General features: G+C 75.0%; 18 protein-coding genes. 7 read left to right on the top strand and 11 right to left on the bottom strand.

The genetic code is table 11. From position 1 onward, the window contains the following. Positions 1-8 precede the first annotated feature (8 nt). From ACFYVJ_RS27125 to ACFYVJ_RS27110, 4 genes are all read right to left on the bottom strand, one after another. The gene (locus ACFYVJ_RS27125) at positions 9-941 is read right to left on the bottom strand and encodes a DUF5996 family protein (protein WP_388896526.1); all 933 of its coding nucleotides are present in this window, start codon (positions 939-941) and stop codon (positions 9-11) included. An 18-nt stretch (positions 942-959) separates the two neighbouring features. Further along, positions 960-1,319 (bottom strand): UBP-type zinc finger domain-containing protein, encoded by a 360-nt coding sequence (locus ACFYVJ_RS27120; protein ID WP_388896524.1) that lies wholly within the window; start codon positions 1,317-1,319, stop codon positions 960-962. Between the two features lie 181 nt (positions 1,320-1,500). Beyond that, positions 1,501-4,464 (bottom strand): alpha-L-fucosidase, encoded by a 2,964-nt coding sequence (locus tag ACFYVJ_RS27115; RefSeq protein WP_388896522.1) that lies wholly within the window; start codon positions 4,462-4,464, stop codon positions 1,501-1,503. 170 nt (positions 4,465-4,634) lie between these two features. Further along, complete coding sequence (locus ACFYVJ_RS27110) at positions 4,635-6,056, bottom strand: alpha-L-fucosidase (protein WP_388896519.1); 1,422 nt, start codon at positions 6,054-6,056, stop codon at positions 4,635-4,637. A 288-nt stretch (positions 6,057-6,344) separates the two neighbouring features. Between ACFYVJ_RS27110 and ACFYVJ_RS27105 the strand changes: the two genes are divergently transcribed. Further along, a complete protein-coding gene (locus ACFYVJ_RS27105; RefSeq protein WP_388896516.1) occupies positions 6,345-8,879 on the top strand; it encodes a hypothetical protein in 2,535 nt (844 codons plus the stop codon). Between the two features lie 55 nt (positions 8,880-8,934). Here ACFYVJ_RS27105 and ACFYVJ_RS27100 read toward each other — a convergent pair whose 3' ends face one another. Both ACFYVJ_RS27100 and ACFYVJ_RS27095 read right to left on the bottom strand, forming a co-directional pair. After that, entirely contained in the window at positions 8,935-10,089 is a 1,155-nt protein-coding gene (locus tag ACFYVJ_RS27100) for a hypothetical protein (protein WP_388896514.1), read from the bottom strand. Positions 10,090-10,755: 666 nt separating this feature from the next. Continuing rightward, complete coding sequence (locus ACFYVJ_RS27095) at positions 10,756-12,111, bottom strand: multiprotein-bridging factor 1 family protein (protein WP_388896511.1); 1,356 nt, start codon at positions 12,109-12,111, stop codon at positions 10,756-10,758. Between the two features lie 167 nt (positions 12,112-12,278). Here ACFYVJ_RS27095 and ACFYVJ_RS27090 point away from each other — a divergent pair, with 167 nt between their 5' ends. Both ACFYVJ_RS27090 and ACFYVJ_RS27085 read left to right on the top strand, forming a co-directional pair. Beyond that, a complete protein-coding gene (locus ACFYVJ_RS27090) occupies positions 12,279-12,521 on the top strand; it encodes an adenosylhomocysteinase (RefSeq protein ID WP_388896508.1) in 243 nt (80 codons plus the stop codon). Further along, entirely contained in the window at positions 12,518-13,180 is a 663-nt protein-coding gene (locus ACFYVJ_RS27085; protein ID WP_388896506.1) for an HAD family hydrolase, read from the top strand. Before ACFYVJ_RS27090 ends, ACFYVJ_RS27085 begins: the two co-directional genes overlap by 4 nt. A 140-nt stretch (positions 13,181-13,320) precedes the next feature. Here ACFYVJ_RS27085 and ACFYVJ_RS27080 read toward each other — a convergent pair whose 3' ends face one another. The 5 genes from ACFYVJ_RS27080 to ACFYVJ_RS27060 form a co-directional block, all read right to left on the bottom strand. Then, complete coding sequence (locus ACFYVJ_RS27080; protein ID WP_388896503.1) at positions 13,321-13,677, bottom strand: CU044_2847 family protein; 357 nt, start codon at positions 13,675-13,677, stop codon at positions 13,321-13,323. After that, the gene (locus ACFYVJ_RS27075; RefSeq protein ID WP_388896501.1) at positions 13,674-14,123 is read right to left on the bottom strand and encodes a hypothetical protein; all 450 of its coding nucleotides are present in this window, start codon (positions 14,121-14,123) and stop codon (positions 13,674-13,676) included. Before ACFYVJ_RS27075 ends, ACFYVJ_RS27080 begins: the two co-directional genes overlap by 4 nt. Positions 14,124-14,188: 65 nt before the next feature. Next, on the bottom strand, positions 14,189-15,121 hold the full coding sequence (locus tag ACFYVJ_RS27070) for a trypsin-like peptidase domain-containing protein (RefSeq protein WP_388896498.1): 933 nt from the start codon (positions 15,119-15,121) through the stop codon (positions 14,189-14,191). A 180-nt stretch (positions 15,122-15,301) separates the two neighbouring features. Then, entirely contained in the window at positions 15,302-17,005 is a 1,704-nt protein-coding gene (locus ACFYVJ_RS27065) for a CATRA conflict system CASPASE/TPR repeat-associated protein (RefSeq protein ID WP_388896495.1), read from the bottom strand. Further along, positions 16,992-17,375, bottom strand: coding sequence for a CATRA system-associated protein (locus tag ACFYVJ_RS27060; protein ID WP_388896492.1), 384 nt, complete (start codon positions 17,373-17,375; stop codon positions 16,992-16,994). The genes ACFYVJ_RS27065 and ACFYVJ_RS27060 overlap by 14 nt, the downstream gene beginning before the upstream one ends. 224 nt (positions 17,376-17,599) lie before the next feature. Here ACFYVJ_RS27060 and ACFYVJ_RS27055 point away from each other — a divergent pair, with 224 nt between their 5' ends. The 4 genes from ACFYVJ_RS27055 (at position 17,600) to ACFYVJ_RS27040 (ending at position 23,709) form a co-directional block, all read left to right on the top strand. After that, the gene (locus tag ACFYVJ_RS27055; protein WP_388896489.1) at positions 17,600-20,815 is read left to right on the top strand and encodes a CHAT domain-containing protein; all 3,216 of its coding nucleotides are present in this window, start codon (positions 17,600-17,602) and stop codon (positions 20,813-20,815) included. 255 nt (positions 20,816-21,070) lie between these two features. Next, positions 21,071-21,436: a CU044_2847 family protein gene (locus tag ACFYVJ_RS27050; protein ID WP_388896487.1), complete on the top strand. Its 366-nt coding sequence runs from the start codon at positions 21,071-21,073 to the stop codon at positions 21,434-21,436. Positions 21,437-21,577: 141 nt separating this feature from the next. Then, positions 21,578-21,748, top strand: a complete 171-nt coding sequence (locus ACFYVJ_RS27045) for a hypothetical protein (protein WP_388896484.1) — start codon at positions 21,578-21,580, stop codon at positions 21,746-21,748. Between the two features lie 137 nt (positions 21,749-21,885). Further along, a complete protein-coding gene (locus tag ACFYVJ_RS27040) occupies positions 21,886-23,709 on the top strand; it encodes an HEXXH motif domain-containing protein (protein ID WP_388896481.1) in 1,824 nt (607 codons plus the stop codon). Positions 23,710-23,737 lie beyond the last annotated feature (28 nt).

The raw sequence follows: 23,737 nt of genomic DNA, 5'->3' as shown, positions 1-23,737 counted from the left end.
CTCCTCTGTCAGCGCGGGCCCGCCCGGCGGGCGGGGTCGTCCTCCAGTGCGGCGCGGTCCCAGTCGCCGTGGAGGGCGGCCGCCTCGTACGTGGACTGCAGGAAGCCCAGCAGCAGGGCGTCGGGGTCGGGGGCGGTGCGGACGGTCTCGTACGGCAGGAGGAACTGCTTCCACTCCTGGGAATAGGCGCCTGCCGGGACCGGGTGGTCGCTGAAGCCCGGCGGCTCCGGATAGGCGTACGCGTAGAACATGCCCTCGCCGTCGCCGCCCGGCCAGAAGCCGGCACTGCTCAGCTCGTGCGAGTAGCCCTCGGTCATCACCCAGTCCGGGCAGTTGGGGGTGCCGCCGGCGTGGACGGGCGCGGCGCGTCCCGAGAACCGGGTGACGGCCATGTCCATCCCGCCCCAGAAGAAGTGCACGGGGCTGACCTTGCCGATGAAGCGCGAGCGGAACTCGCTCAGCACCCGCGACGCCTGCACCAACTGCCCCCAGAAGGCGTGCGCGTGCCCGGGATCGTACGCGGTGTGGGTACGGTCCTCGGCGAACGGGATCGCCACCTCCACCTCGACCGGGCGGGCCAGGATGGAGACGTCGACCCCGGCCCGCTCCAGGGCCGCCATCGTCTCCCGGTAGAAGTCGGCGACCGGCTTCGCCTCCAGCGCGACGGTCTCCACGGCGCCGGCCGTGGTGCGCAGCCGCAACTGGTGGTCGACGAAGTCGAATTCCATGTCGAACGTGCGGCGGCCGGGAATCGCGGACGTCGTCAGGCCGCGGGCGGAGACGTAGAACGCCACCTGCCACCAGTGGTTGACCATCGGCGCCAGCGCCAGCCGGACCTTCCCGACGATCTGGGTCCACATGTGCAGGGACTCGCGGGTGTCCGCCCAGTCCGCGACGCGCAGCGCCGGCCAGGGGTCGGCGGTGGGAAGCACATTCGTCATCGACAGCTCCAGGACGCGTCAGTTGAGGTGCTGCTGCCAGTCCGGCGGAACCTTCCCCGCGGGCCCCGGCACCGGCTGCTCGTCGGGGTGCGCGTGCGGCGGGCTCATCGCGGGCCCGTCGACGAACTGCCCGGTGTCGGCGTTCCAGAACCAGTCCTCGCCGGGCTCGAAACTGGTCAGCACCGGATGCCCGCTCTCCCGCGCGTGCCGGCTGGCGTGCTGCGAGGGCGAGGAGTCACAACACCCGATGCGCCCGCAGGCGGCACACCGCCGCAGGTGGAACCACCACCCGGGCCCCTCCCCGGCCGCACACCCGGCACACCCTTCCCCACTGGGGCTGGAGGCAGGATCGATCCCAGACATCCGCTCGGCATCCATACCCCCATGCTGGGCGCCCGGACCCACGGCAGCCTCCCGGCAGACCCATTCGGGTACCGCAGCCCGCGCGGCGGTGCCCCACTCCCGTCGCGAAGTCGCGGCTCGGACCGCCGGTGTGGGGGTACGGACCGGCAGTCCTTACCCCCACACGGCTACGCGTCGTGCCGCTCCCGGAGCGGGCCTACGGCGTGCCTCCCCGGGTTCCCAGGGAGAGGCGGTCGAGGTCCGGGGCGGAGTCCGAGGTGTTGCCGATCCTGATGGTGTTGGTGCCCGGTCGGAGGGTGACCGGGAGCGACGTCGTGCGGGGGGTGTTGTTGCCGATGTCCGTCACCGTCGCCTCCGCCGGCGGGCCGCCGTTGACGCTCACCTCGAACGTGCGCGTGCCGTTCACCGTGTAGTCGACGTACAGCGTCCGCTCACCGCCCTCGGCCACCTCCACGTCCGGGAAGACCACCGACGCCCCCGCGCTGCCGCCGATGTTGCGGATCTTCTCGTCGCCCGAGCAGGGGCCGCACCCGGTGATCCCCGTCGTGCCGAGGTCGTTCGCCGAGTCCTCCGCCTCGCGCATCCACGCCCGGTCGCCCGGCAGCGTCCGCAGCGACACCTCGTCCGACACGCTGTTGCCGCGCCCGAGCACGTCGAAGTCCGCCGCCACCGGGATGTCCGCCGAGCCGGCGTCCTGCCCGGGGGGTGAGGTGACCGTCCAGCTCGCCTCCAGCGTCTGGCCCAGCCGCAGCGACGAGGCCGTGGCCGGCCCGCCCGCCGCCGTCCAGCCGGCCGGCAGCCGCGGCGCGAGGCGGACGTCGGTGAGCTGCTCGTCGTCGTCCAGCCGGAGCTGCGCGGTGACCGTGGTCGAGCGCTGCCCGGGGCCGGCCCACTGCAGGCCGTGCGGGCGGACCGTCAGCGTCGTCTTCGGCCGGTACGAGGCCGGGGGCAGCGGGCCGACCGAGATCCGGTCCAGGCCGGGGCCCCGGCGGTCGGTGCTGAAGACCTTCACCGTGTTCGCCCCGGCCTTCAGCGGCACGGAGACCGCCGTGCTCTCCGGCACCTCCACGTTGCTGCCGGCGACGGAGACGACGGCCGGCGCCGCGCCGTTGACGCTCACCGAGAGCGACGAGTCGCCGCGGGCGGTGTGGTCGAGCTGGAGGCGGTAGTCGCCGTCCGCGGGCGCACGGACGTCGCGGTACGTGACGGAGCTGCGCTCCCCGCCGCCGAGCCCGGCGACGTGCCGGGCGCCGGAGCAGGCCCCGCACCCGGTCGCGCGCGCCCCGCCCTGGAGCCGGTTGTCCCGTGCCTCGGCCTCCAGCGGCAGCGCGGTGCGGGTGGCCGCGGGGCGGCCGTGGGCCACCTGGATCTCGTCGACCCGCAGTTGCCCGAAGAACTCCGGTGCCTGCGGGCCGCCCCAGAGGCTGCGTACCTCCAGCCTGAGGTAACGGGCCTTCTGGTCGCCGATGTCGACGACCTGCACCCCGCGGGCGCTGCGCATCGCCCCGGCGCGTACCTGCCTGAAGTGCTTGCCGTCGTCGCTGGCGTAGACGCGGTAGTCCTTGATGCGCGCGGAGTCCTCGGGGCGGCCGAAGGTCGTACGGGCGTGCGTCGGGGACCACTCGCGCTGGTTGACCGCCAGCGCCGTGGCGGGCTTGCGCGCGCCGAGGTCCAGGGTGACGGAGGCCGGCAGTCGGCCGTCGCTGTCCCAGTACGTCTCGTAGTCGCCGTCGGTGAGGTCGGCGGCCGGGTGGCCGGCGCGCGCGGAGGAGGCGGTGGCGGTCACTCCCGCGGCGTCGTAGTAGGGCTGCCCGCCGTCGGTGGTGACCTTGAAGACGGTGTCGTACGGGTCCCAGTCGCGGATGTCCAGGATCGACAGGTGGCCGCCGGACTGGCTGAAGCGCATCTCCTCGCCGGTGCGCAGGTCGGTCACCGCGGTCGCGCGATAGCCGTTGTCCCGCAGCCGGACGGAGTCGGTGCGGGGCCGGGTGAGCACGTGGACGTACTGGGTGCGGGTGCCGCCGTCGCCCCGGCCGACGGTGACCACGCCGTGGGCGCCGTCGTTCCAGAAGCCGGGCTGCATGCCGCCGTACATGTAGCCGCCGCCCTCGACGCCGTAGACCGACTCCCTGACGGGCTCGACCCACCGGCCCATGAAGTCGTTGAACGCCTCCTGCTGCGGCGGCATCTTGCCGTTCACCATCGGGGTCTCGGCCATGAGCGACTTCATCGAGGCGCCGGCGTTGGTGATGTAGCGGCCGGTGCTCAGCCGCGCGTCGACCTCGTGGTCGCCGCCGTCGTACCACCAGCTACCCGTCGTGGGCAGCTTGTAGTCCGCCTCGGTCAGCCGCGGCATGGGCACGGTCACGGCGGACGGGTAGTCGTACGAGGGGGTCATGCCGGTCTTCTGCTCGTTGCTGACGGTGTCCATGATCGGCGTGTCTTCGTTGTTGTTGCTCAGCAGCCAGTCGGGACGCCGCTCGCGGATCTGCTCGTAGAGGTCGTTCTCCTCCCAGTACTCGTTGTCGTTGTCGATCCAGAAGCCGGCCAGGCCGGGGTAGTTCTCCATCAGCTCGAAGAACAGGTCGTAGCTGTACATGCCGAACCCGGCGCGGGTGGTCAGGTCCACGTCCCGGCCCTTGTGGGCGGAGTACGCGGCCGAGTCGAGCGTCTCGACGCCCTGCTCGTTGTGCCACTGCGGGTCGTCGGTCATATACATGATGATCTTGACGTCCTTCTCCTGCCCGGCCGCGACGAGTTCGCCGAGCAGGTCGCGCTCCGTGGCGCAACTGCCCGGGATCTCCGACGGCCACGGGCGGGCGTAGCCGAGCCGGCTGTGGAAGGTCGCCAGCACGATGTACGAGGCGCCGAGCTTCTTCGCCTCGTCCACCCAGTAGTCAGCCGACCAGCCGCCCCCGGTGACGTCGCGCTCCCACTCCTCGCAGTCGAGGTGCCTGGGCGCGGTGAACATGCCCCAGTGCAGGAAGAGGCCGGCGGTGGAGTCGCGCAGCCACTCCTGCCGCGGATGCTGAACCTCCGCCTGGGTGGCGGGAGCGGCAAGGAGGCCGGCGGCGAGCGCCAGGACGAGCGCCGCGAACAGGGCGCGCCAGCGGGAAAGCGGTGCTCTTCGCCGGCCGCGGTGCGAAAGCCGTGCTGCCATGTGTGTCACTCCTCGGGTCCTCGGTCCCCGGCCTCGACTTCGGGTGGTTCCCGGTGTCGAAGGTGCGGCAGGCAGGGTGGTCACCGCCGGGACGGCCGTGCCGGGCGTGGTCAGGGAGGTGCGCTTGTGCCTGTTCACGGGGGCCTCCTCGTCGGTGGTGTGGCGTGGCGTCAGGAGTCCCACGCGATCGCCGAGCGGGTCACGAACTCCGCGGTCAGCGGCCGGTCGACGGCGAGCTTGAGGATCATGTCCGGCGTGGACTTGGTGAACGTACGCAGATCGAGAAGCAGATCGCCCTTCTCGTCCTCGGTGTACGGCACGGCCCGTCCGTCGAAGGTCCTGACGGACCGCACCCGGGCGTTGAGGCGGGGCAGCCGCAGCCTGGCGGGCCCGAGGTCGTCGGTGAGGTGTACGTAGACCGTGCTGCCGCGGTACGTCGACCCGCCGATGGCGCTCGCCCGGAACGGCCCACCGTGCGTCCCGACGATCGCCTCGCGCCCGTACTCCGCCATCCAGCCGCCGACCTCGCGCAGCGTCGCGGTGACGCCGTCCTCCAGGTAACCGGTCTTCGTGGGCGGTACGTTGAGCAGCAGGTTGCCGTCGCCGACGGCCGTCGCGACGAGGGTCTCGACCACGGTCGCGAAGTCGGAGTGCGGCCGGCCCGGCTGCCAGGACCAGTGCGGCGGGGTGATCGTGATGCACGACTCCCACGGCCGGATCGGGTCGAACGCCCCGACGCGGTGCTCGGGGGTGCTGTAGTCCCCGGCGAGGGTGGCCGGCTTCGGCTCGAAGCCCATGGTGGCGTAGCCGCGGTCGTTGACCAGCAGGCCGGGCTGCAGCTCCCGGGGGTCCGTGAGCAGCAGCGGGGGGCGGAACGGCGCCATGTCGGCATAGGGGATGTGGTCGTACCAGAGGAAGTCGATCTCCCCGTACCGCGTCAGCAACTGCTCGACGTGCTCGCGCATGTAGGCGTAGTACGCCGCGTAGTCGCCGGCGGCGTAGTCGGGCTGGGTCCAGTCGCGGGCCGAGTAGTAGAAGCCGACCTTCAGGCCCGCGGCCCTGGCGGCCTTCGCCACCTCGCGGGTGAGGTCGCGTCCCGACCGCCCCATCGGGGTCGCCGCGTAGTCGGGGTAGAAGGACCGTGTGACGTTGGCGGTGCGGAAGTTCGGGTATCCGTCGTGGTGCTTGGTCGTGAAGACCAGGTAGGTCATCCCCGCCGCCCTGGCCGTGGCGGCGAGCCTGGCCGCCCAGTCCGCCTCGGGCAGGAAGTCGCGGTAGGCGACGTCGTACACCGGGTCGTCCGTCACCGACGGATCCTCGTACTGGTTGCCCGGCGGCTCGCCCGGCCGGTAGGCGTTGCGGCCCCAGCCGATCTCCCTGCCGACCACGGCCGACGGGTTGAAGTGCACGAACATGCCGAACCGCAGGGAGGCGAGCTTGTCGCCCGCCCTCCGCGGATCCAGGCCCGCGACCGGGCCGTGCGCCGCCCGCGGCCCGCGGCCGGCCGCTCCCGCGGCGGAGCCGGCCGTGACGACGAGGGGCACGCCGAGCGCGGTCGCGAGCACCCCGCGCCGCCCGAACGCTGCAGACATCCGACTCTCCTGTCAGGGGATCGCGGAGGAACGTAAATGCGGGTTCATCGGATGTCAATGGGCTGCGCCGTCATCAAGTACGGGGCAAACAGCCCGACTTGGGACGCATTAATCGGAGGTCTGACCCACGCGGCGTGCACGGATCACCCATCCAGATATCCCACAGAAGCAATCAGAAAACAACAAGAGGGCTCGCGAACCTATTGACTTGAACATGACCGAATGGCAGTCTGCGCATGGCTGCGGGCCTGGCCGCCACTCCCTCCTCCCGAAGGGACACGGCACACCATGACCAGCGATGTGCAACCCCCCAGCAGACGGTCCTTCCTTGCCCGTTCGGCGGCCGTCGCCGGCGCCGCCGCGGGCGTGCCACTGCTCCAGCCCGTACGGCAGGCCGCGGGCGCCGGCGCACCGCCGGTGGCCCCACCGCAGGGCGTGTCCGGCGTCTATCCGTCACTGGCGATGTTCAACGACGAGGGCGAGTGCGGCACCGGCGCCGTCGTCCCCTGGGCGGGCCGGCTCTGGGCCGTCACGTACGGCCCCCACCTGGTGCGCGGCTCCAGCGACAAGCTGTACGAGATCACCCCGGACCTCCGGCAGGTCGTACGGCCCGAGAGCGTCGGCGGCACCCACGCCAACCGGATGGTCCACGCCGAGTCCCGGCAGTTGTTCATCGGCCCGTACGTGATCGACGGCTCCGGCGGGGTCCGGGTGATCCCCCGCGACGCGATGCCCGGCCGGCTCACGGGAACCGCCCGGAACCTGACGGCTCCCCGGCAGCGCGTCCACTTCGCCACGATGGAGGAGGGCCTGTACTCCGTCGACGTCGACACGCTGGAGGTCTTCGGCCACATCAAGGACGGCAACGGCGGCCTCACGAGCCCGGACCACCCCGCCACCGTCGACTCCGCGCTGCCCGGCTACCACGGCAAGGGGCTGTTCACCGGCCCGTCCGTCCTCGTCTACAGCAACAACGGCGACGCCGCCCCCGAGGCCCTGACCGATCCCCGCACGACCTCGGGCGCCCTCGCCCAGTGGCACGGCCGGGGCGACTGGTCGCTGGTACGCCGCAACCAGTTCACCGAAGTGACCGGGCCCGGCGGCATCGCCGGCGGCAACGCCGGCCCCGACGACCCGGTGTGGGCCGTCGGCTGGGACTACCGCTCGCTGATCCTGATGGTGCTGCACGGCGGCACGTGGCACACGTACCGCCTGCCCAAGGCCAGTCACTGCTACGACGGCGCGCACGGCTGGAACACCGAGTGGCCGCGCATCCGCGACATCGGCGAGCGCACCCTGCTCATGACCATGCACGGCGCCATGTGGCACTTCCCGCCGGGCTTCAAGCCCGGCGAGACGGCCGGGATCGCGCAGCGCTCCACGTATCTGAAGGTCGTCGGGGACTTCTGCCGCTGGGGTGAGGACGTCGTCTTCGGCACCGACGACACCGCCCGCCAGGAGTTCCTCAACAAGCGGCGGCACAAGGGGAACATCGTCGGCCCCGGCCAGTCCCAGTCCAATCTGTGGTTCGTCCGCCCCGACCGGCTCGACCGCCTCGGGGTCCGCCGCGGCCAGGGCGCCGTGTGGGACGACGAGCCGGTCGCGGCCGGCAGCGTCTCCGACCCCTTCCACTTCGCGGGATACGAACGCCGCGCGCTCCACCTCACGCACACCGCACCGGGCCCGGTGCACTTCAGCGTGGAGGCCGACCGGGAGGGCACGGGGTCATGGACCCCCGTCACCCGGGTCACCGTGCCCGCGGGCGGCTACCGGTGGACCGGTTTCCCCGCCGGCCTGCGCGCCGAGTGGGTGCGCCTGCGGACCGACCGCGACTGCCCCACCGTGACCGCGACGTTCGCCATGTCGGACACGGACCGGCGCCCGGGCGCACCGGCCGCCGTCTTCGACGGCCTCGCCGGAGTCGGCGACACCGCGGTCACCGGCGGTCTGGTCCGGGCCCGCGGCGGCGGCCTGCGCACCCTCGCCCTCGTCGCCGACCGTCCGGCGGCCGGTTCCGGCGGGCAGGAGCCGGTCGGGTACTACGAACTCGACGGGGAACTCGCCCTCCGCCGGGTGGACGACCCCGCCTCCGAGCAGTACCACCGCGACAACGTGGCGATCCCCACCGGTGTCCTGACCGTCGACGCCGCGTCCGTGCTGGTCGTCGACGACGCCGGCCGGCGCTGGCGGCTCCCCAAGGGCGACCCGGCCTTCGACGGCGACGGGCCGCTGGGCCCGGAGCGCCTGGACCGCGAAGTGGTCACCGAGCGCGACCTGTTCAACTGCCACGGCACGGCCTACGAACTGCCCGCCGAGAACGCGGGCGGCTTCGCCAAGATGCGCCCAATCGCCACCCACGACCTGCGGATCAAGGACTACTGCTCCTACCGCGGCCTCGTCGTCCTCTCCGGCGTACGGGACGACGCCCCCGCGGGCGCGCACATCCGGCGCTCCGACGACGGCCGGACGGCCCTCTGGGTCGGGGTCGCGGACGACCTGTGGCAGCTCGGCCGCCCGCGCGGAGAGGGCGGCCCGTGGCGGGAGACCCGGGTCGCGGCGGGCGTGCCCTCCGATCCGTACCTGATGACCGGCTACGACGACAAGCGCCTCCGCCTGTCGCACGACGCGGGGGGACCGGTCGACATCGCGGTCCAGGTCGACCTCACCGGAGACGGCAGGTGGTGCACCTACCGGACGTTCACGGTCGGTGCCGGAGCCACCCTCCGGCACTCCTTCCCGGACGACTTCTCCGCCTACTGGGTGCGGTGCGTCGCGCACCGGGACTGCACGGCCACCGCTCTGCTGAGCTACGGGCAGCCCTGACGCCCGCGCCGCCGGCCGCGGTGTGCCCGGACGGATGTGAGGCGGTCCCCGGTCGTCAGTCCGCCCCCGCCTCCCCACCGGGTGCGGTGCGGGGGCGGGGGGCGACCGGGGTGCCGCCGGGGTCCGCCGACTGCGGTGCGGCGGCGGGGCGTTCGTGCCGCGCACGTACGTCGAGCGGGCGGGCCTCCGCGTCGACCCGGGCGCGCAGCAGGGTGGTGAAGGGGGAATCGGGAGAGAGGACGTCCAGCAGGGCGTGTGCGCGGTGGCGCAGTTCGGCCAGGAGCCGGTTGCACGGGCGCAGCACGTCCGGGGACGCGAGGAGTTCCGTCAGCTCGCGGTGGTCGGGTTCCGAGGCGGCGGCCCGGCTGAACAGCAGCCGGGCCCGTTCCCTCTCCGCCCGGTCGGGCCGGTGCAGCAACTGCGCGAGGCGGTAGGTGGCGGTCCCGTTCCGCAGGTCCGCGCCGGTGCCGTCGCGCAGGTCGTCGTGGTCGTTGCGGAGCTGCGCCAGGATCCCCAGGACCTCGCCGAACTCGCCCCACGCCGCGGCCTGGTCCGCTTCCGGCCCCGGCCCGGCCGACCCGGCGCCGTGCGCCACCCGGGCGGCCAGCACGCAGGCCATGGCGTAGACCGCGCCGCTCTTCTTCCGGTAGACCTCGCGCACCTCGTCGGGGCCCACCTCGTGCGGTTCGTTGAGCAGGTCGCCGAGCTGCCCGTCGGTGGCGGCGGTCCAGCTTTCGAGGTAGTCGGCGGTCAGGGCGCGGCGCAGCGGCTCGGGCGCGGGCAGGGTGGCGAGCACGCGCAGCGGCAGTCCGTAGCCGCACTCCAGGGCGGCGGTCAGCGCGGCGCTCCCGTCCATCCCGTACGTCCGCGGGCCCGCGTCCCCGTCGACGACGTCGTCGAGCGCGTTGGCCGCGCGCCACCACAGCGCGTGCACCGCGGCGACCGGCTCGGCGGGGCCGGTGCCGCCGCGGATCGCCGCGTGCACGAGGAGGGGGAGGGAGAACTCCTGGGGGTCGCGCCGGCCGCGGGCGACGAGCATCTTCAGCGAGGCGTGGAGCGTCGGGTGCGGGACCGCGTAGGAGCGGTCGATCAGCTCGTCGAGGTACTGCCGTACGCGCGGAAAGGCGGCCCGGAGGAGACTCTCCGGGCCCGGCCGGGCCTGGACGGCCGGGCCGTCGCGGTGGAATTGGCCAGAGGGCGGGTGGGACAACCTGGGCTCCGGGAGTCGAGGGCTGCGGCGGGCATCGCACGCGTCGGCAGCCGGCGTCACTCACGCTGACGGCACGGGCCGGCGGGAGCCGGCGAGCCGTATCGGCCCCTGCGCGGAGAGCGCGCACCCGCAAGGGAACTATCGCCCGGCCGCGCCCGCCCCCGATCCCGGCGGGGGTTGGCCCAACAGGGCTAACGGCGCCACCCCTCCGTACGCACACGACCGGGGCATGGCCACCTCGCCGCTGCCCGGCCGGAGCACGGGACCCGACTTGCCCTCGCCCTGGAGCGGGAAGCACCTGCGTCCCGGCGAGCACCCCGTGGGCAGGGGACGCCGGTCACGGCGCGTCCGCGGCGCGGTGGCGTTGCCTGTCGCGGCAGCGGCGGGCTCTGACGACGCTGCCGCAGGCGCATGCCGCGGCAGCGGGCGGTGCGGTTGCGTGATTCGTCGCAGAAGAGCCACCGGCACTCGGGGGCGTCGCACCCGTCGCACCCGTCGCACCCGCGCCAGGCCGGGCCGCGGGCGCGGACGACGTGATGACCGGCATCGCCCCGGCCTTCCAGGCGGCCCTTCACGGACGTGGCCGCCGCAAGAAGGACCGCCCGGCGATGCGCCGCGCCCTCACCGGCGCCTGACGGCCACCATCGCCCTCGGCAGGGCACGGCGTCAGTTCGGGGCGGACCGAGGCGGCGTGGACAGTCGGTGGGTGAGGCGGGTCAGGGCGCGGTCGGCGTAGCGGGAGCGGATCGTGCCGTTCAGGTGGCGTGCCTGGCGGGCCAGTTCCGTCGCCGCGCCGTGGTCGTGCCGGCGCAGGTGGCTGTGGGCGAGCCACGCGGTGTAGAGCACGGTCTCGCGCACGCGCCGCGGATCGCAGGCGGCCAGCGCCGCGCCGATGCGCTCGCCGCCGCGCCGCGGGCGGCCGAGGGCTACGTCGAGGCGGCCGGCGATGATCTGCATCTCGTCCGGGGTGAGCCAGTACGCCCAGGCCGGGTCCGGGTCGGTGCCCGCGCGGCGTGCGCCGTAGGCGTCCTCGGCGCGGCGGAGCGCCTCGTCGGCGAGTGCGCGTTCGCCCGTCACGGCGTGGGCCCAGGCGGTACGGGCGTGGAGGAGCGCGCGGACGGCCGGCGTCGCCTGCGCCGCCTCCGCGCTGCCGTGGCCCACGGCGTCCAGGCGGGTAAGCGCGGAGCGGGTGACCGTGACTGCGTCGCGGCCGTGGCCGTGCTCGGCCAGGTGGTAGCCGAGGCTGGAGACCAACTGCGCGGCCAGTACGGGCGCGTCCGCCGCGTGTGCGGCCTTGATGCCGTGGACGTGATGGCGCGTGCCGGCCCCCTCGTCCCCCGCGTCCGCGGCCGACCAGCCCGCGAGCTGGCACAGCTCCGCGAGGAGCCGCAGCAGGTCGCGGCCGGTCGCCGCGCTGGACGACGTGGTGCGCAACAGGGCGGCCGTACGGGCGAGTTCGTCGCGGACGGCCGGGTACAGGTCGCCGCCCGCGACGGTGTCGTCCGTCCGGTGGAGATAGCGCAGCCGTGCGCGTACGCCGTCCAGCTCCGTCGCGCCGATGCGGCGGGGGCGTCCGTGCGAGCGGTGGGCGTGGGCCGGCGGGGGCGGGGTGATCAGCCACTGGTGTACGACCTCTACGGCGTGGCCGTGCCCGCCCTCCCCTCCCCCCGGCTCCGGCGCCGTGCCCGGCTCCGGCGGCGCGCCCGCACCGAGGCGTACCGCGAGGTCGTCGCGCTCCGCCGCGCCCCAGATGTCCTTGATCAGCACCGGGTGCTCCTGGTGCACGCCCTGCCGGGCGGCGGGCGGCACGGTGGCGGACGGCGGGCCGAGCAGGGCGGCGAGGCCGTCCAGGGTGACGGCGAGTTCCCCCGCGAGCGCCCGGCGGACACCGGGCGAGGGGGTGGAGATCCCGCGCTCCCAGCGGGCGACGCTGGAGACGTCCACCCCGAGGCGCTGCGCCAGCGACTCCTGCGTGTGGCCGCGGCTGCGGCGCCGGCGCGCGAGGGCGGAGAGGCGAGGCATACCCCGAAGCGTAACCAGCCGCCCGCCGTCGGCCCGGCGCCCGCGGTCCGCGCGGCGGGTGCCGGATGACGGCCAAGTGCCGGGTTGCCGCCCTGGTCGGCGGCGGCCGGAGCGGGTGGACTCGGTGCCGTTCACCCCCCGCCCCGTACGTCCAGGGAAGGAGCCCCATGCCGCTGCCGCGCGACCCCGCGCTCGCCGGGGAGGGCGCCCGGAAGATCGACTTCGCCTACGTCCGGATGCCGGTGCCGCGCGCGCCGACCGCGCGGTGGGCGGAGGAGAAGCCCCTGCCCGGTGCCCGGATCGCCGCCTGTCTGCACGTGACCACCGAGACCGCCAGCCTGTGCCGCGGGCTGGAGGAACTCGGCCCGCGCCGGCGGGACCACCTCGCCTCCTGGCGGACCGGCACATGACGGACGGCGGGATCACCCATGTCGTGTGGGACTGGAACGGCACGCTCTTCGACGACGCGGACGCCCTGATCGCCTCCACCATCGAGGCGTTCGCGCGCCAGGGGCTGCCGCCGGTCACGCCCGAGCGCTACCGGGCGCTGCACACCCAGCCCATCGACACGTTCTACGACCGGCTGCTCGGCCGCGCCGTCCCGGCGCCGCTGCGCGCCGAGTTGCACGCCGCCTTCCACGACGCCTACCTGCGCCGCAGGCCCGGCATCGGCCTCGCCCCCGACGCCCTCGCCGCGCTGCGCACGGCGGCGGAGGCGGGGCTGACGCAGTCCGTCCTGTCCATGCATCCGCACGACGTGCTCACGGAGTTGACCGAGCGCTTCGCGCTGGGCCCGCACCTGGTGCGCGTGGACGGCCAGCGCGGCGCGGACGCGGGCTACAAACGCGATCACCTCGCGGCCCACCTGCGCGCCCTGGACCGTACGCCCGGCGCCGTGCTGCTCGTCGGCGACAGCGTCGACGACGCCCGTGCGGCGGCGGCCGTCGGCACCCGCTGCGTGCTCTACGCCAGCGGGCTGCACTCCGGCGCCGCCCTCCGCGCGGAGGGATTCCCCGTCACCCGCACCCTGGAGGACGCCTTGGCCACCGCTCTCGGACCCGCCCGATGACGGAACCGGAGACCGCGCGGGCCGACGGCCGGCCCCGGGAGGTGCGCGGCGAGCGCCGTCAGCTTCGCCCTCACGGTCTCCGCCGGCGCCGCCGCGCACCCGTCGCCGTAACCGGGGCGCCGTGGCGGACTGTGCGCGCGTCAGCGCCCGTTCGCGACCGGATACGTCAGCGTGACCGCGACCGACGCCTCGGCCGACCCGCTGAAGAGGACGACGTTGCCCTCGCTGGCGATCGTGATGCCGAACTCGATCGACACCGACTCCGGCGCGGTGGCCTGCTCCGCCAGCTCGCCGACGGTGCGGCTGAACCGCTCGGCGACGACGTGGATCGTGTTCTGGACGTGGTCCAGCGCCTCGGTCGCCTTCTGCCCCGCGACCCTGCGCAGGTTCGACGAGGTGGGCTCGGAGCCGGGGAGCCGCTGGACGGCGATGTAGACGTCCCGGCCGTCGATGACGGTGGGCAGGGCTTCCTTCTGGGGGTGCACGAGCCGGCTCACCCCTCTTCCAGCTTGTAGGTGCCGCGGAACAGGAGTTTCCCGTCCGGGTAGAGGTAATAGCCGGTGCCGGCCGGTTCCCTGTCCCACCGCCAGTAGTGCCGCACCGCCGCTCCGGCGATGTTGATCAGCCTGCCGAGCGGGGTCGCGTTCCTGAGGTTCCGCAGGAACCGCGAGTCGAGGAAGGCGTGGATGGCGTCCCGTAGCGGCTCGAAGCTCCGGTCGGCGTGGTCCAGGGCGAACATGTGGCGTACGCCGTGGTCGTCGGTGAGGACGAACGCGAGGATCACTCCGGTCTCGCGGTGTATGTAGGCGTCGCCGGACTCGATCCTGATCGAGTCCGGGGTGCCGTCGTCGAGGACGGCGGGCAGGGGCAGGGGGACGCCGTTGAGTCGGGAGACGTTCATCAGCCAGCGGCCGTAGTCGCTGTCGTGCGGGCTCTTGTCCACCTCGGGTGCCTTCCGGTGACGCGCCGCCGGTCCCCGCGCCGCTCGCGGCCCGGGTGAGCGGCGGCCTACAGGTAGTCCAGGATCCAGCGGGTGACACGCTCCAGCGCGCCCTGGGTCACCTCCTCGACGACGGCGTCCGGCACCGACTCGCCGGACCCCCCGGTCACGGGCACGTCCGCGGCGCCCGTACCGCCTCCGGAGTGTGCGGCGGGCGCCACCGGCTCGCCGGGCTCCCGGCCGGGCGCGGGGGCGGAGTCCGTACGGACCTCGATGACCGGGTCGTCGCGCCGCTTGCGCAGCATGTCCTCGGCCACCGCCGCCGCGGCGCCGCCGCCGGCCGCGGCGGCGGTGGCCGGGAGGCCGGCCCACCGGCTCGCGCCGAGGTCGACGTGGCCCGCGCAGAGGGCGCGCAGGTCGTCGGCGCGCCCCGCCCACACGCTGTTGGCGAGCCAGCCGTCGGCGGTGTTGTAGCGGGCGGAGACGACGCCGACCACGCTGTCGTCGCTCCGCTGCCGTACGGGCGCGCCGCTCATGCCGGGCAGCACGTCCCGCGAGTGGAAGCGCCCGAGGGTGACGTCGTCGGTGCGGCGCACCTCGCCCTGCCACTCGCCGAGTGCCTCCACCCACACGACCGGTGGCGTGCCGGCCACCTCGTACATCAGGGCGTGGCCCACCACCGTGACGGGCTCGGCGTACGCGACCGACCGGGAGCCGCGCAGCAGCCGCGCGCTCCCGGGGAAGGCGGCGTCCGCCGCGAGCAGCGCCAGATCCGCCTTGCGGTCCTCTGCCAGGACGCGCGCGGTGATCCGGTCGGCACCGGGGTCGCGTAATCGGTCGACCGCCAGCACCTCGTCGTCGCCGAGCGCCAGCGTGCCCTGGACGACGTGCCAGGCGGTCACCAGAAATCCCGGCGCCAGTTGGAAGCAGGTGCCCTGGGGCACCCCGGAGGAAGAGAGGATCCGGCCCACGTAGTCCGGTACGGGATGGGTGTTCTTCACGCCTCCACCTACGGGTCGGGCCACGGGCGTGCGTCGGCACGCAACCGGTGGAGGGGGGTGGGCGGAGCGCCGGCCGGTCGCGTGTCCATGGTGAGCCAGTGCGGGACAACTCGTACGCGACTGAGCTAAGTTGTGCGACCTTGTCCGTTCATGTCGCGATGTACGGGGACCGTACGGACCTCAGCGGTGCCCGCCGGCGTCCGGCCCCCGGCGCAGCAGCCGCCGCATCCAGAGCCAGCCCGCGGCGAAGCCCGGTACGGCGGCGCCCCAGGTCACCGGCAGCGGGGAACCGGCCCCCGTGAGCGCGTGGGTGACGGCCGTGGCCGCCAGCCAGCCGCCCGTACCGCCGACGAGCCCTGCCAGCAGTGCGCCGGTGCGGCCGGGACCGCGTTCCTGCGGCGGCGTGGCCACCCAGAGCACGAGCGTCGCCAGCAGCAGGGCCAGCGCGCCGAGCAGCGCGATCAGCGCCGGCACGGCCGGGGGTGCGACGAACGGCAGCTCGTAGGCGAGGGTCTGCACCGCCGCCAGCACCATCAGGACCGCGCCGAGGAACGCGCTCTGGAAGAGATTGACCCTGCTCTGCCGGCGCTGCGCCAGTTCCTCCGCGCGCAGGGTGGCCTCCCGGCGCTCCTGGAGGGCGAACTCCGCCTCGGCGGTGAGCGCGGCCAGCGCGTCCCGGGCGCGCTCCCGGTCCGCCTCCAGATAGAGCAGGCCGTCGGTCAGCCGCTGCGAGAACCACGCGGTGAGTGCGGCGTCGTCGGCGAAGGGCCCTTGCCCGCCGTCCGGCAGACCGGTCTCCTCCCGCCGCGCCCGCATGTTGGCCTCGGCGATACGCACCGTGGCCCGCATCTCCGTCAGCCTGGTGATCCACTGCGTGAGCCCGGCGGGGCCGGAGACCAGCATGAGGAGGCGGCTGCGCCAGTCCGGCAGCTCCCGGCCGCGTACCTGCGCGCCCTCGCCCGCCGCGGCGACGCTCCGCTCCAGCGCGGCCAGGGCGCCGGCCACGGCGGGGCCGGCCGGGGAGCCGAGGTCGCTGTCGTGCGCGGCGTGCACCCGCATCTCGTAGCGCACCTTCGCCGCGTCCGCGAGGTAGCGCGCGAACGGGGGCGGGGTGCCGGTGCCCTGGGTCCACAGCCAGCGTTCGGCGGCCGCCGGTTCCGCGCCCCGGTCCGCCGCCACGGCGACGAAGCGGCGCGTCCGCCCGGCGGCGTACGGGCCGGACGGTGCCTGCCGCGCCGGGTGACCGCCCGGCTCCCGCGGCGGGACCGCCTCCCAGAGCACGACCGGCGGGTGCGGCACCGCCGCGGGTGCGCCGAGCCGTAACGGCAGGGCGCTCCCCGGTGCTTGGGGCACGTCAGGCAGCAACGGCCGTACGGTGGCGGCGAGGCGCGCCGCTCGGCCGTCCCGGTCTCCGGGGTCCGCGGGGTCCTCGAGGTCCGCATGTCCGCCGTGCGGGCCGGGGGCCGCCTCGTACGCGACGTACACCCTGGCCTCTCCCAGGGCCCACTCCCCGCCGCTTCCCACGGCCTCCGCCCACGCCCGGTCGAAGGCCGCCCACGACCCCTGGCCGCCCGGCGCGGGCGACAGCGCCACGGAGAGGAACAGCAGGTCGTGCCGCCGCCGCACGATCGCCTGGCGGTAACCGGACGGGTCGCACCGCGCCGCCAGCCCGCCGCCGTCCGGCAGCGCCGGAGCCTGCTGCGGCAGCGCCACCCGCAGGCCGGTCGCGGGCACGGGCCGCGTCATGCCGAGACGCCGCCCGCAGGCCGCCCACACGGCGCGCAGCCGGCGGTACGCCGTGGCGCGGTGCGGCCCGGTGGTGCTGACGAACAGGTGGACGACGAGCGACTGGTCGGTCAGCGGTACGGGGTCAGTCCCGGCCACCGGCGTCCGGCCCGGCCCCGGTTGCGTCGGCGGCACCGGGCTCGGCGGTGAGCGCGTGCACGGTCCGGTTGAGCAACTCCCGCAGTTCGGCGGGGGCGGTCCCGGCCGCCGCGTCCGCGTCGCCCGGCTCCTCGCCGCCGGCCGCGCCGGTGCGGATGCGGGCGGGTTCGACCAGCTCCAGTTCGCCCGTCGCGTCCCGCAGGGCGCCGGTGTCCCGGTCGCGCAGCGCCGCGTTCACCGCCTCCACCGCGCGCCGCGCCTCGGCCCAGCCCTCGGCGGGCAGTCGCAGCCCCGCCGCCACCCGCAGCGCCGTCAGCGCCTCGGCCCGCGCCTCCGCGTCTTCCCCGGTCCGCGCCTCCGGTGTGTTCATGTCGTCACCCTATGACCGCCCGAGGGGGACGATGACCGAAATCACATGGTTCGCCCACGACCTGCTACCGCAGGAGGCGTAACCCGGGGTGAACTTCCCGCCCCGGCGGCTGATTTCGCCCGCGGGCAGGAACCCGTATGCAGGAGGCTCGACGCGGCCGGGGCCGGGCCGGCGGCGGCCGATGCGCGGTGGGGCGGTGCCGGCGGTACGAGGGGGGAGCCGGAGTGCGGGACGAACTCGCCGCGGTGGACGCGCGGGTCAGGCGTGTCGAAGCGGGCCGGGACCTCGCCCCGGCCGTGGAGGCCGCCGCGGCCCGGGAGGCCGCGGCGCTGCGGGCGGTGATCGGCTCCGGGGAGGGCGACGACCGGTGCCTGGTCGCGCTGGGCTGGCTCCACTGGTACCGGTTTCTGGCGTACCGGAGCGACGGGGCGGACGGCGGGGGCGGTGCGGCGGGGGACGCCGAACTGGAGGCCGCGGTCGGGCTGTTCGTCCCCTGCTTCCTCGTCGACCGGGACGGCATACCCGAGGAGCTGAAGCCGGCCGTCGCCGCCGCGGCCGTCCCGCACGTCGCCCGGATGTACGAGGCCGCCGAGGCCGACGCCGGACCGCGGCCCGCCGTCGCCACCGCCGCGCTGCTCCGCCGTATCACCGACGCGCTGTCCCCGGCGGCGGGAGCGCAGTGGCAACCGGTGCGGGCGCAGCTCCTGTCCGACCTCGCGGCCGTCCACCAACTCGTCTTCGAACGCACCGGCAACACCGCCGACCTGACCGCCGCCGTCGACACCGCCCGCCAGGCCCTGGCCGACACCCCGGAGAACGGCCCCGACCGCGCCATGTGCCTCTCCAACCTCGGCACCGGACTGCGCCGGCGCTTCGCGCACACCGGCGACCACGGGGACCTGGACGCGGCGGTGAGCTGCCTCAGGCAGGCCGTCGACGGCCTGCCTGAGGACCACCAGGACCACGCCGGGGCGCTGTCCAACCTCGGCAACGCCCTGCACACGCGCTTCCAGCACACCGGGGCGCTGGCCGACCTGGAGACCGCCCTGCGGCTCCAGATCCGCGCCGTCGAACTGCTGCCCGCCGGGCACCCGGCCCGGTCGGCCACGCTTTCCTGTCTGGGGACCGTGCACCAGACCAGGTACGTACGCACCGGTGACGAGGCCGACCTGACCGCCGCCGTGGGCGCGCTGCGGCGGGCGGTGGACGCGCTGCCGCCCGGGCACCCGCAGCGCGCGGGCATGCTCTCCAACCTCGCCTCCGCGCTGCACGACCGCTTCGTACGCTCCGGCGCCGCGGCCGACCTGGACGCCGCCGTGGACACCGCGCGGCAGGCGGTGACCGCCACCCCGGCCGGGCACGGCGACCGCGCGACGTATCTGTCCAACCTCGGCACGGTGCTGCGGGCCCGGGCCGAACACACCGGCGAACAGCGGGACTTGGACGCGGCCGTCGAGCGGACCCGGGAAGCCGTCGACGCGCTGACCGCTGGGGACCCGGACCGGGCCCGCTGCCTGTTCAACCTGGGGAACGTGCTCCAGGACCGGTACGAGCGGTCCCGTACCGGCGGCGAAGGAGGCGACGGCGAAGGGGACGCCCCGGACGGCGGCCCCGCGGGGACCGGCGCGGCGGCCGACCTGGCGGACGCGGTGGCGGCGCGGCGCGCGGCGGCCACCGCCGCGGAGGCGGCGCCCGCCCTGCGGATACGGGCCGCGCGCGCCGGCGCCGTGCTGCTCGCGCGCACGGACGCCGCGGCGGCGGCCGACCTCGCGGAGACCGCCGTACGGCTGCTGCCCCGGGTGCCGTCGCGGCGGCTGGAACGGGCCGACCAGCAGTACGCGCTGGGCACGTTCGCCGGGCTGGCCGCGGAGGCGGCGGCGCTGGCGCTGGCCGCCGGCGGCAGCGCCGGGGACCGCGCGGCCCGTGCGCTGCGGCTGCTGGAGACGGGGCGCGGGGTGCTGCTGTCCCAGGCGCTGGACTCGCGGAGCGACCTGACGGACCTGACCGCCCGGCACCCGCGGCTCGCCGCCCGGTTCACCGCCCTGCGGCGGGAACTCGACCGGCCGGCGGGTCCCGGCGGCGAAGGCGGCGACCGGCACCGCACGGCCGCGGAGTTCGAGGCGCTGCTCGCCGAGATCCGCGCCCTGCCCGGCCTCGCCTCGTTCGCCCTGCCGCCACCGCTGGCGGAGTTGCTGGGAGAGGCGGCGGAGGGCCCGGTGGTCGTCTTCAACGTCTGCCGCTACCGCAGCGACGCGCTCCTGCTCACCACGGACGTCGTCACCCCGCTGGAACTCCCCGGTCTCACCGTGCGCGCCCTGCTGGAACGGCAGGACGTCTTCGCGACGGCGCTCGCCCGGCCGGCGGGTGCGGCGGCGCAGCGGACCGTGTCCGCCGTCCTGGAGTGGCTGTGGGACACCGCCGCCGGCCCGGTCCTGGAGGCCCTGGGCCACGGCACGGCCCGTACGGACGGCGGGAACGGCCCCGGGCCTGGGGTGTCTTCGCCCTGGCCCCGGGTGTGGTGGGCGCCCGGCGGGCTCCTGGGCAGGCTTCCGCTGCACGCCGCCGGCCACCACGGCGACGAGTCCGGCGACCCCGGGCGCCGTACGGTGCTGGACCGGGTCGTCTCCTCGTACACCCCCACCGTGCGGGCGCTGCGCCACGCCCGCGAACGCACCCGCCGCGACGGACCCGCGAGCGGCGGTACCGGGGCGCCGCTGGTCGTCGCGATGCCGACGACCCCCGGGCTGCCCGGCGGCGGCCGGCTCCACGCCGTACCTGCCGAGACCGCGGTCCTGCTGCGGCACTGGCCGGACGCCGTCCTGCTCACCGAGCCGGACCGGGATGGCGCGGACACGGCGGGAACGCCCCGCCCGTACGGTACGCACCCGGCGGGTGCCGCGAACGGCCCGCGGACCGCCGCGACCGCCGGCGGCGACCGGCCCGTACCGGCCGCCGCGCCGCCCACCAAGGCCGCGGTGCTGGCAGCGCTGCCGCACCACCGCATCGTCCACTTCGCCTGCCACGCCGAGACCGACCCGGGCGACCCGTCGCGCAGCCGCCTGCTGCTGCACGACGCGGACACCGACCCGCTCACCGTCGCCTCGTTGTCACCCGTCGACCTCGAACGGGCCGAACTCGCCTACCTCTCCGCCTGCCGGACCGCGGGCACCAGCGGGATCAAGCTCTTCGACGAGTCGATCCACCTCGCCTCCGCCTTCCAGCTCGGCGGCTTCCCCCGGGTCATCGCCACCCTGTGGGAGATCAACGACAGCGCGGCGGCCCGTATCGCCGAAGCCTTCTACACCCACCTGCACGCCGACGACGGCCGCCCGGACCCGGCCCGTGCCGCGTACGCCCTGCACACCGCCGTCCACCGCGAGCGCACCCGCCGCCCCCACGCCCCGCTCCTCTGGTCGGCCCACCTCCACACCGGTGCCTGACCCCGCCGCACGGGGACCGTCGAGAACCGCACTCCTCCGCCGCCCTCCCCGGCGGACGCGATCAGCTCCTCCTCCGGGTCCGCGTCCGTGAATCCGTATGCCGACGCGACGAACCACCGACAAGCCGGCGCTCCCGGACTCCACGGCGACCTGCCCCGGGCCGGCGGGGCAATCCGCGGAGACGTGTCCGGGTGGGGGGCCGGGGTCCTACGCTGTGGTCTCGTTGTTGCCGTGGGGGACTTGGGGAGGGACGGCGTGGTGCAGGTGATCGAGTTTCCGCTGGCCGGGGACGGGGCCGGCAGTGTCCGGGTCGAGGCGGACGAGGAGGCGGACGGCATCGTCCGTGCCTCCCGGCCCGGGGAGGTCGCGGCGAGCGCGGGGCGGACGCTGCAGGACGCCCTCGACGGCATCCGCCCCGTGGCGGCGGCCGTGCACGAGCGGTTGCGCGCGCTGCCGGCGGCGCCGGACCGGGTGACCGTCGAGTTCGGCGTCAAGCTTTCGGCGGAGGCCGGGGTGATCGTGGCCCGGGGCACGGCGGAGGCGAACTTCACCGTGACGCTGGAGTGGGAATCCGGGCAGGGCCCGCGGGACCGGGAGCCGGACGGCGATCCCGGCACGTGACCTCCCGTACGTTCCGCCGCGCGCTGGCGCAAAACCACTCGGTGGCGCCCCGGGCGCGCGACGCCCTCTGTTCTGCCCGCCGCTGACGGCGCATCATAGCCTCAGGGCACGTGTCGGCTTGAGGACAGGGGGTACCGCGCAGTGGAGCGGTACGAAGAGTTCATCGAGACGGAACTGGTGGACGTGGCCGGACTGGCGCTGGATGAGGTCCTCCTGTGCGATAACGCCGCACTGGAGAGTTCCACCAGGCGCGTCCTGCTCCAGGTCGACCTGCCGAAACCGCTGGTGGCCAGCAATCAAGTGGGATGCTGAGGCCCGGCCGATCGCCGAAGGCTCCGGAGACTCCCGTGGTGCCGAGTCCCGCACCGCCGTCGTCCACGAACCGGCCGACGGCCCCGTTGCATGCCCCGGCCGGCGAAGGGCTCGGCACACATCTGCTTCCTGCGCGCATGTACGCGCAACTCGCCGCCGGAGGCGGTGACCGCGAGACCGCGCGACTCCTCGGCCGCGCCCAGCGCAGCAAGAGGCTGCTCCTGTTGCGCATGGTGCACGACGCGATCGCTGAAGATCCCGCGGTCACGGGGCGATTACCGGCGCCCGCGGCCGCGTGGGAGTTGCTGACCGGAGCCCAGCGCGCCGACGCCGCCGCCTTCGACGCCGTCCTGATGCATCCGTCCACCGGCGTGTGGGCGTCCGGGCTGCTGCGCCGGCTGCGCGGTGTCGCACCGGACGACGTGCCGCTGTGGGTCGAGGCCGGGCACCTGCACACGCTCGCCGCCGCGGCGGCGATCAGGGCCGGAACGGATTTCGAGATCAAGGTGCCGGTACGGGACGGCCGTTGCGTCCATCTGCCCTCGCTGGGCACCGTAACCCTTCCCGGCGACCTCCCCAACTCCGCCCGGCGGGAGGAGGGTCCGGGCAGCCCGGGCATCGCCGGCGTACGGCGGGCCGGTGGCAGCGTCGCGGTGATCACCCCCCGGCTGGCGTGTGTCCTGCTGCCGGACGACGTACGTGCCGAGGCCCGCGGCTGGCGGCCCACACCGGCGGTCCAGGCGACCGCCGGGACGCGGCAGTGGTCGGTCGGGCTGGACGACGCGGACCCGTACGGCCCGTTCACCCGCGGCCGGGAGGTGCCGCGGCTGAGTCCACAGCGGCTGCGTAGCTGGCGGTCGTTGCTGGACGCGGCCTGGGAGTTGCTGTCCCGGGACCAGCCCGAGCTGGCCGGCAGCCTCGCCGAGACGATGCGCTCCCTCGTACCGCTGGCGCCCGCGGTGCGCGGCGAGCCGTACAGCGCGAGTTCGCCCGAGTCGTACGGCAGCGCCATGGTCGGCCTGCCGCGTACGCCGACGAGCCTGGCCGTCGCCCTCGTCCACGAGTTCCAGCACGTCAAGCTGGGCGCCCTGCTCGATCTGGCGAGCCTGTGCCGTCGGCACGGCGAAGAGGTGCTGTACGCGCCGTGGCGCACGGACCCCCGGCCCGCGGCCGGCGTGCTGCAGGGCGTGTACGCGCACGTGGGCATCACCGCCTTCTGGCGCGGCCGGCGGCGGACGGCACCGGAGGGGGCGGCGAGCCTCGCGCACTTCGAGTTCGCGCTGTGGCGCAAGGGCACCCTGCGGGCCCTCGACGAACTGGACGCCGGAGACGAACTGACGGACCTCGGGCGGGACTTCGTGGCACGGCTGCGCGCGGTCGTGGCGCCCTGGTGCGAGGAGTCCGTACCGGAGCGGGAGGCGGCGGACGCGTGGCTGCTCGCTACGGACCACCGGGCCATGTGGCGCCTGCGCAACGCCGAACCGCCGGCCGATGCCGTCGGGAGGCTGGCGCGGGCCTGGGCAGGGGGCCGGGAAGGACCGGGAGCAGCGGCTCCCGAACTGGCCGCCTTCCCGATCCGTGCCGGGGTGCTGCCGGGCGAACAGTCCCATCGGGCACGGCTGGTGAAGTCGCGCTGGCACGATCCGGACGAGTTCGCGTGGTGGAGCGCGCGGCCCGAGCGGTCCGGGGCGCCGGCCGCGGACGTCGCCCTGGTGGAGCGCGCGTACGCGGCGGCGGCGCTCGGCTACACGGAGGAAGTGCGGCAGCGGCCCGAGGCGTCGAGCCCGTGGGTCGGCCTCGGCCTGGCCCTGGCCGGCCTCGGCGAGGAACGGGCCGCCGCCGCGCTGCTCACCCGCCCCGAACTCGTACGGGCCGTCTGGCTGCACGACGACTCCCGAACCGGGTCCGGGGCAGGAGCATCGCCGGTGTCCCTGGCGGAATGGCTCGGCGCCGCAGGCTGAACGCAAAGCGGCGGAGGAAGACTTCTCC

This window comes from Streptomyces sp. NPDC004134, from assembly GCF_042874195.1.
Lineage (GTDB): Bacteria > Actinomycetota > Actinomycetes > Streptomycetales > Streptomycetaceae > Streptomyces.
Note: the sequence above shows the minus strand (reverse complement) of the source record. Positions and strands in the feature narration are given on the sequence as shown.

Coding starts and splice junctions, on each gene's coding strand:
- ACFYVJ_RS27115 (WP_388896522.1), bottom strand. CDS start 4,464: ATGGCAGCACGGCTTTCGCACCGCGGCCGGCGAAGAGCACCGCTTTCC.
- ACFYVJ_RS27125 (WP_388896526.1), bottom strand. CDS start 941: ATGACGAATGTGCTTCCCACCGCCGACCCCTGGCCGGCGCTGCGCGTC.
- ACFYVJ_RS27095 (WP_388896511.1), bottom strand. CDS start 12,111: ATGCCTCGCCTCTCCGCCCTCGCGCGCCGGCGCCGCAGCCGCGGCCAC.
- ACFYVJ_RS27085 (WP_388896506.1), top strand. CDS start 12,518: ATGACGGACGGCGGGATCACCCATGTCGTGTGGGACTGGAACGGCACG.
- ACFYVJ_RS27105 (WP_388896516.1), top strand. CDS start 6,345: ATGACCAGCGATGTGCAACCCCCCAGCAGACGGTCCTTCCTTGCCCGT.
- ACFYVJ_RS27110 (WP_388896519.1), bottom strand. CDS start 6,056: ATGTCTGCAGCGTTCGGGCGGCGCGGGGTGCTCGCGACCGCGCTCGGC.
- ACFYVJ_RS27120 (WP_388896524.1), bottom strand. CDS start 1,319: ATGGATGCCGAGCGGATGTCTGGGATCGATCCTGCCTCCAGCCCCAGT.
- ACFYVJ_RS27040 (WP_388896481.1), top strand. CDS start 21,886: ATGTACGCGCAACTCGCCGCCGGAGGCGGTGACCGCGAGACCGCGCGA.
- ACFYVJ_RS27090 (WP_388896508.1), top strand. CDS start 12,279: ATGCCGCTGCCGCGCGACCCCGCGCTCGCCGGGGAGGGCGCCCGGAAG.
- ACFYVJ_RS27060 (WP_388896492.1), bottom strand. CDS start 17,375: ATGAACACACCGGAGGCGCGGACCGGGGAAGACGCGGAGGCGCGGGCC.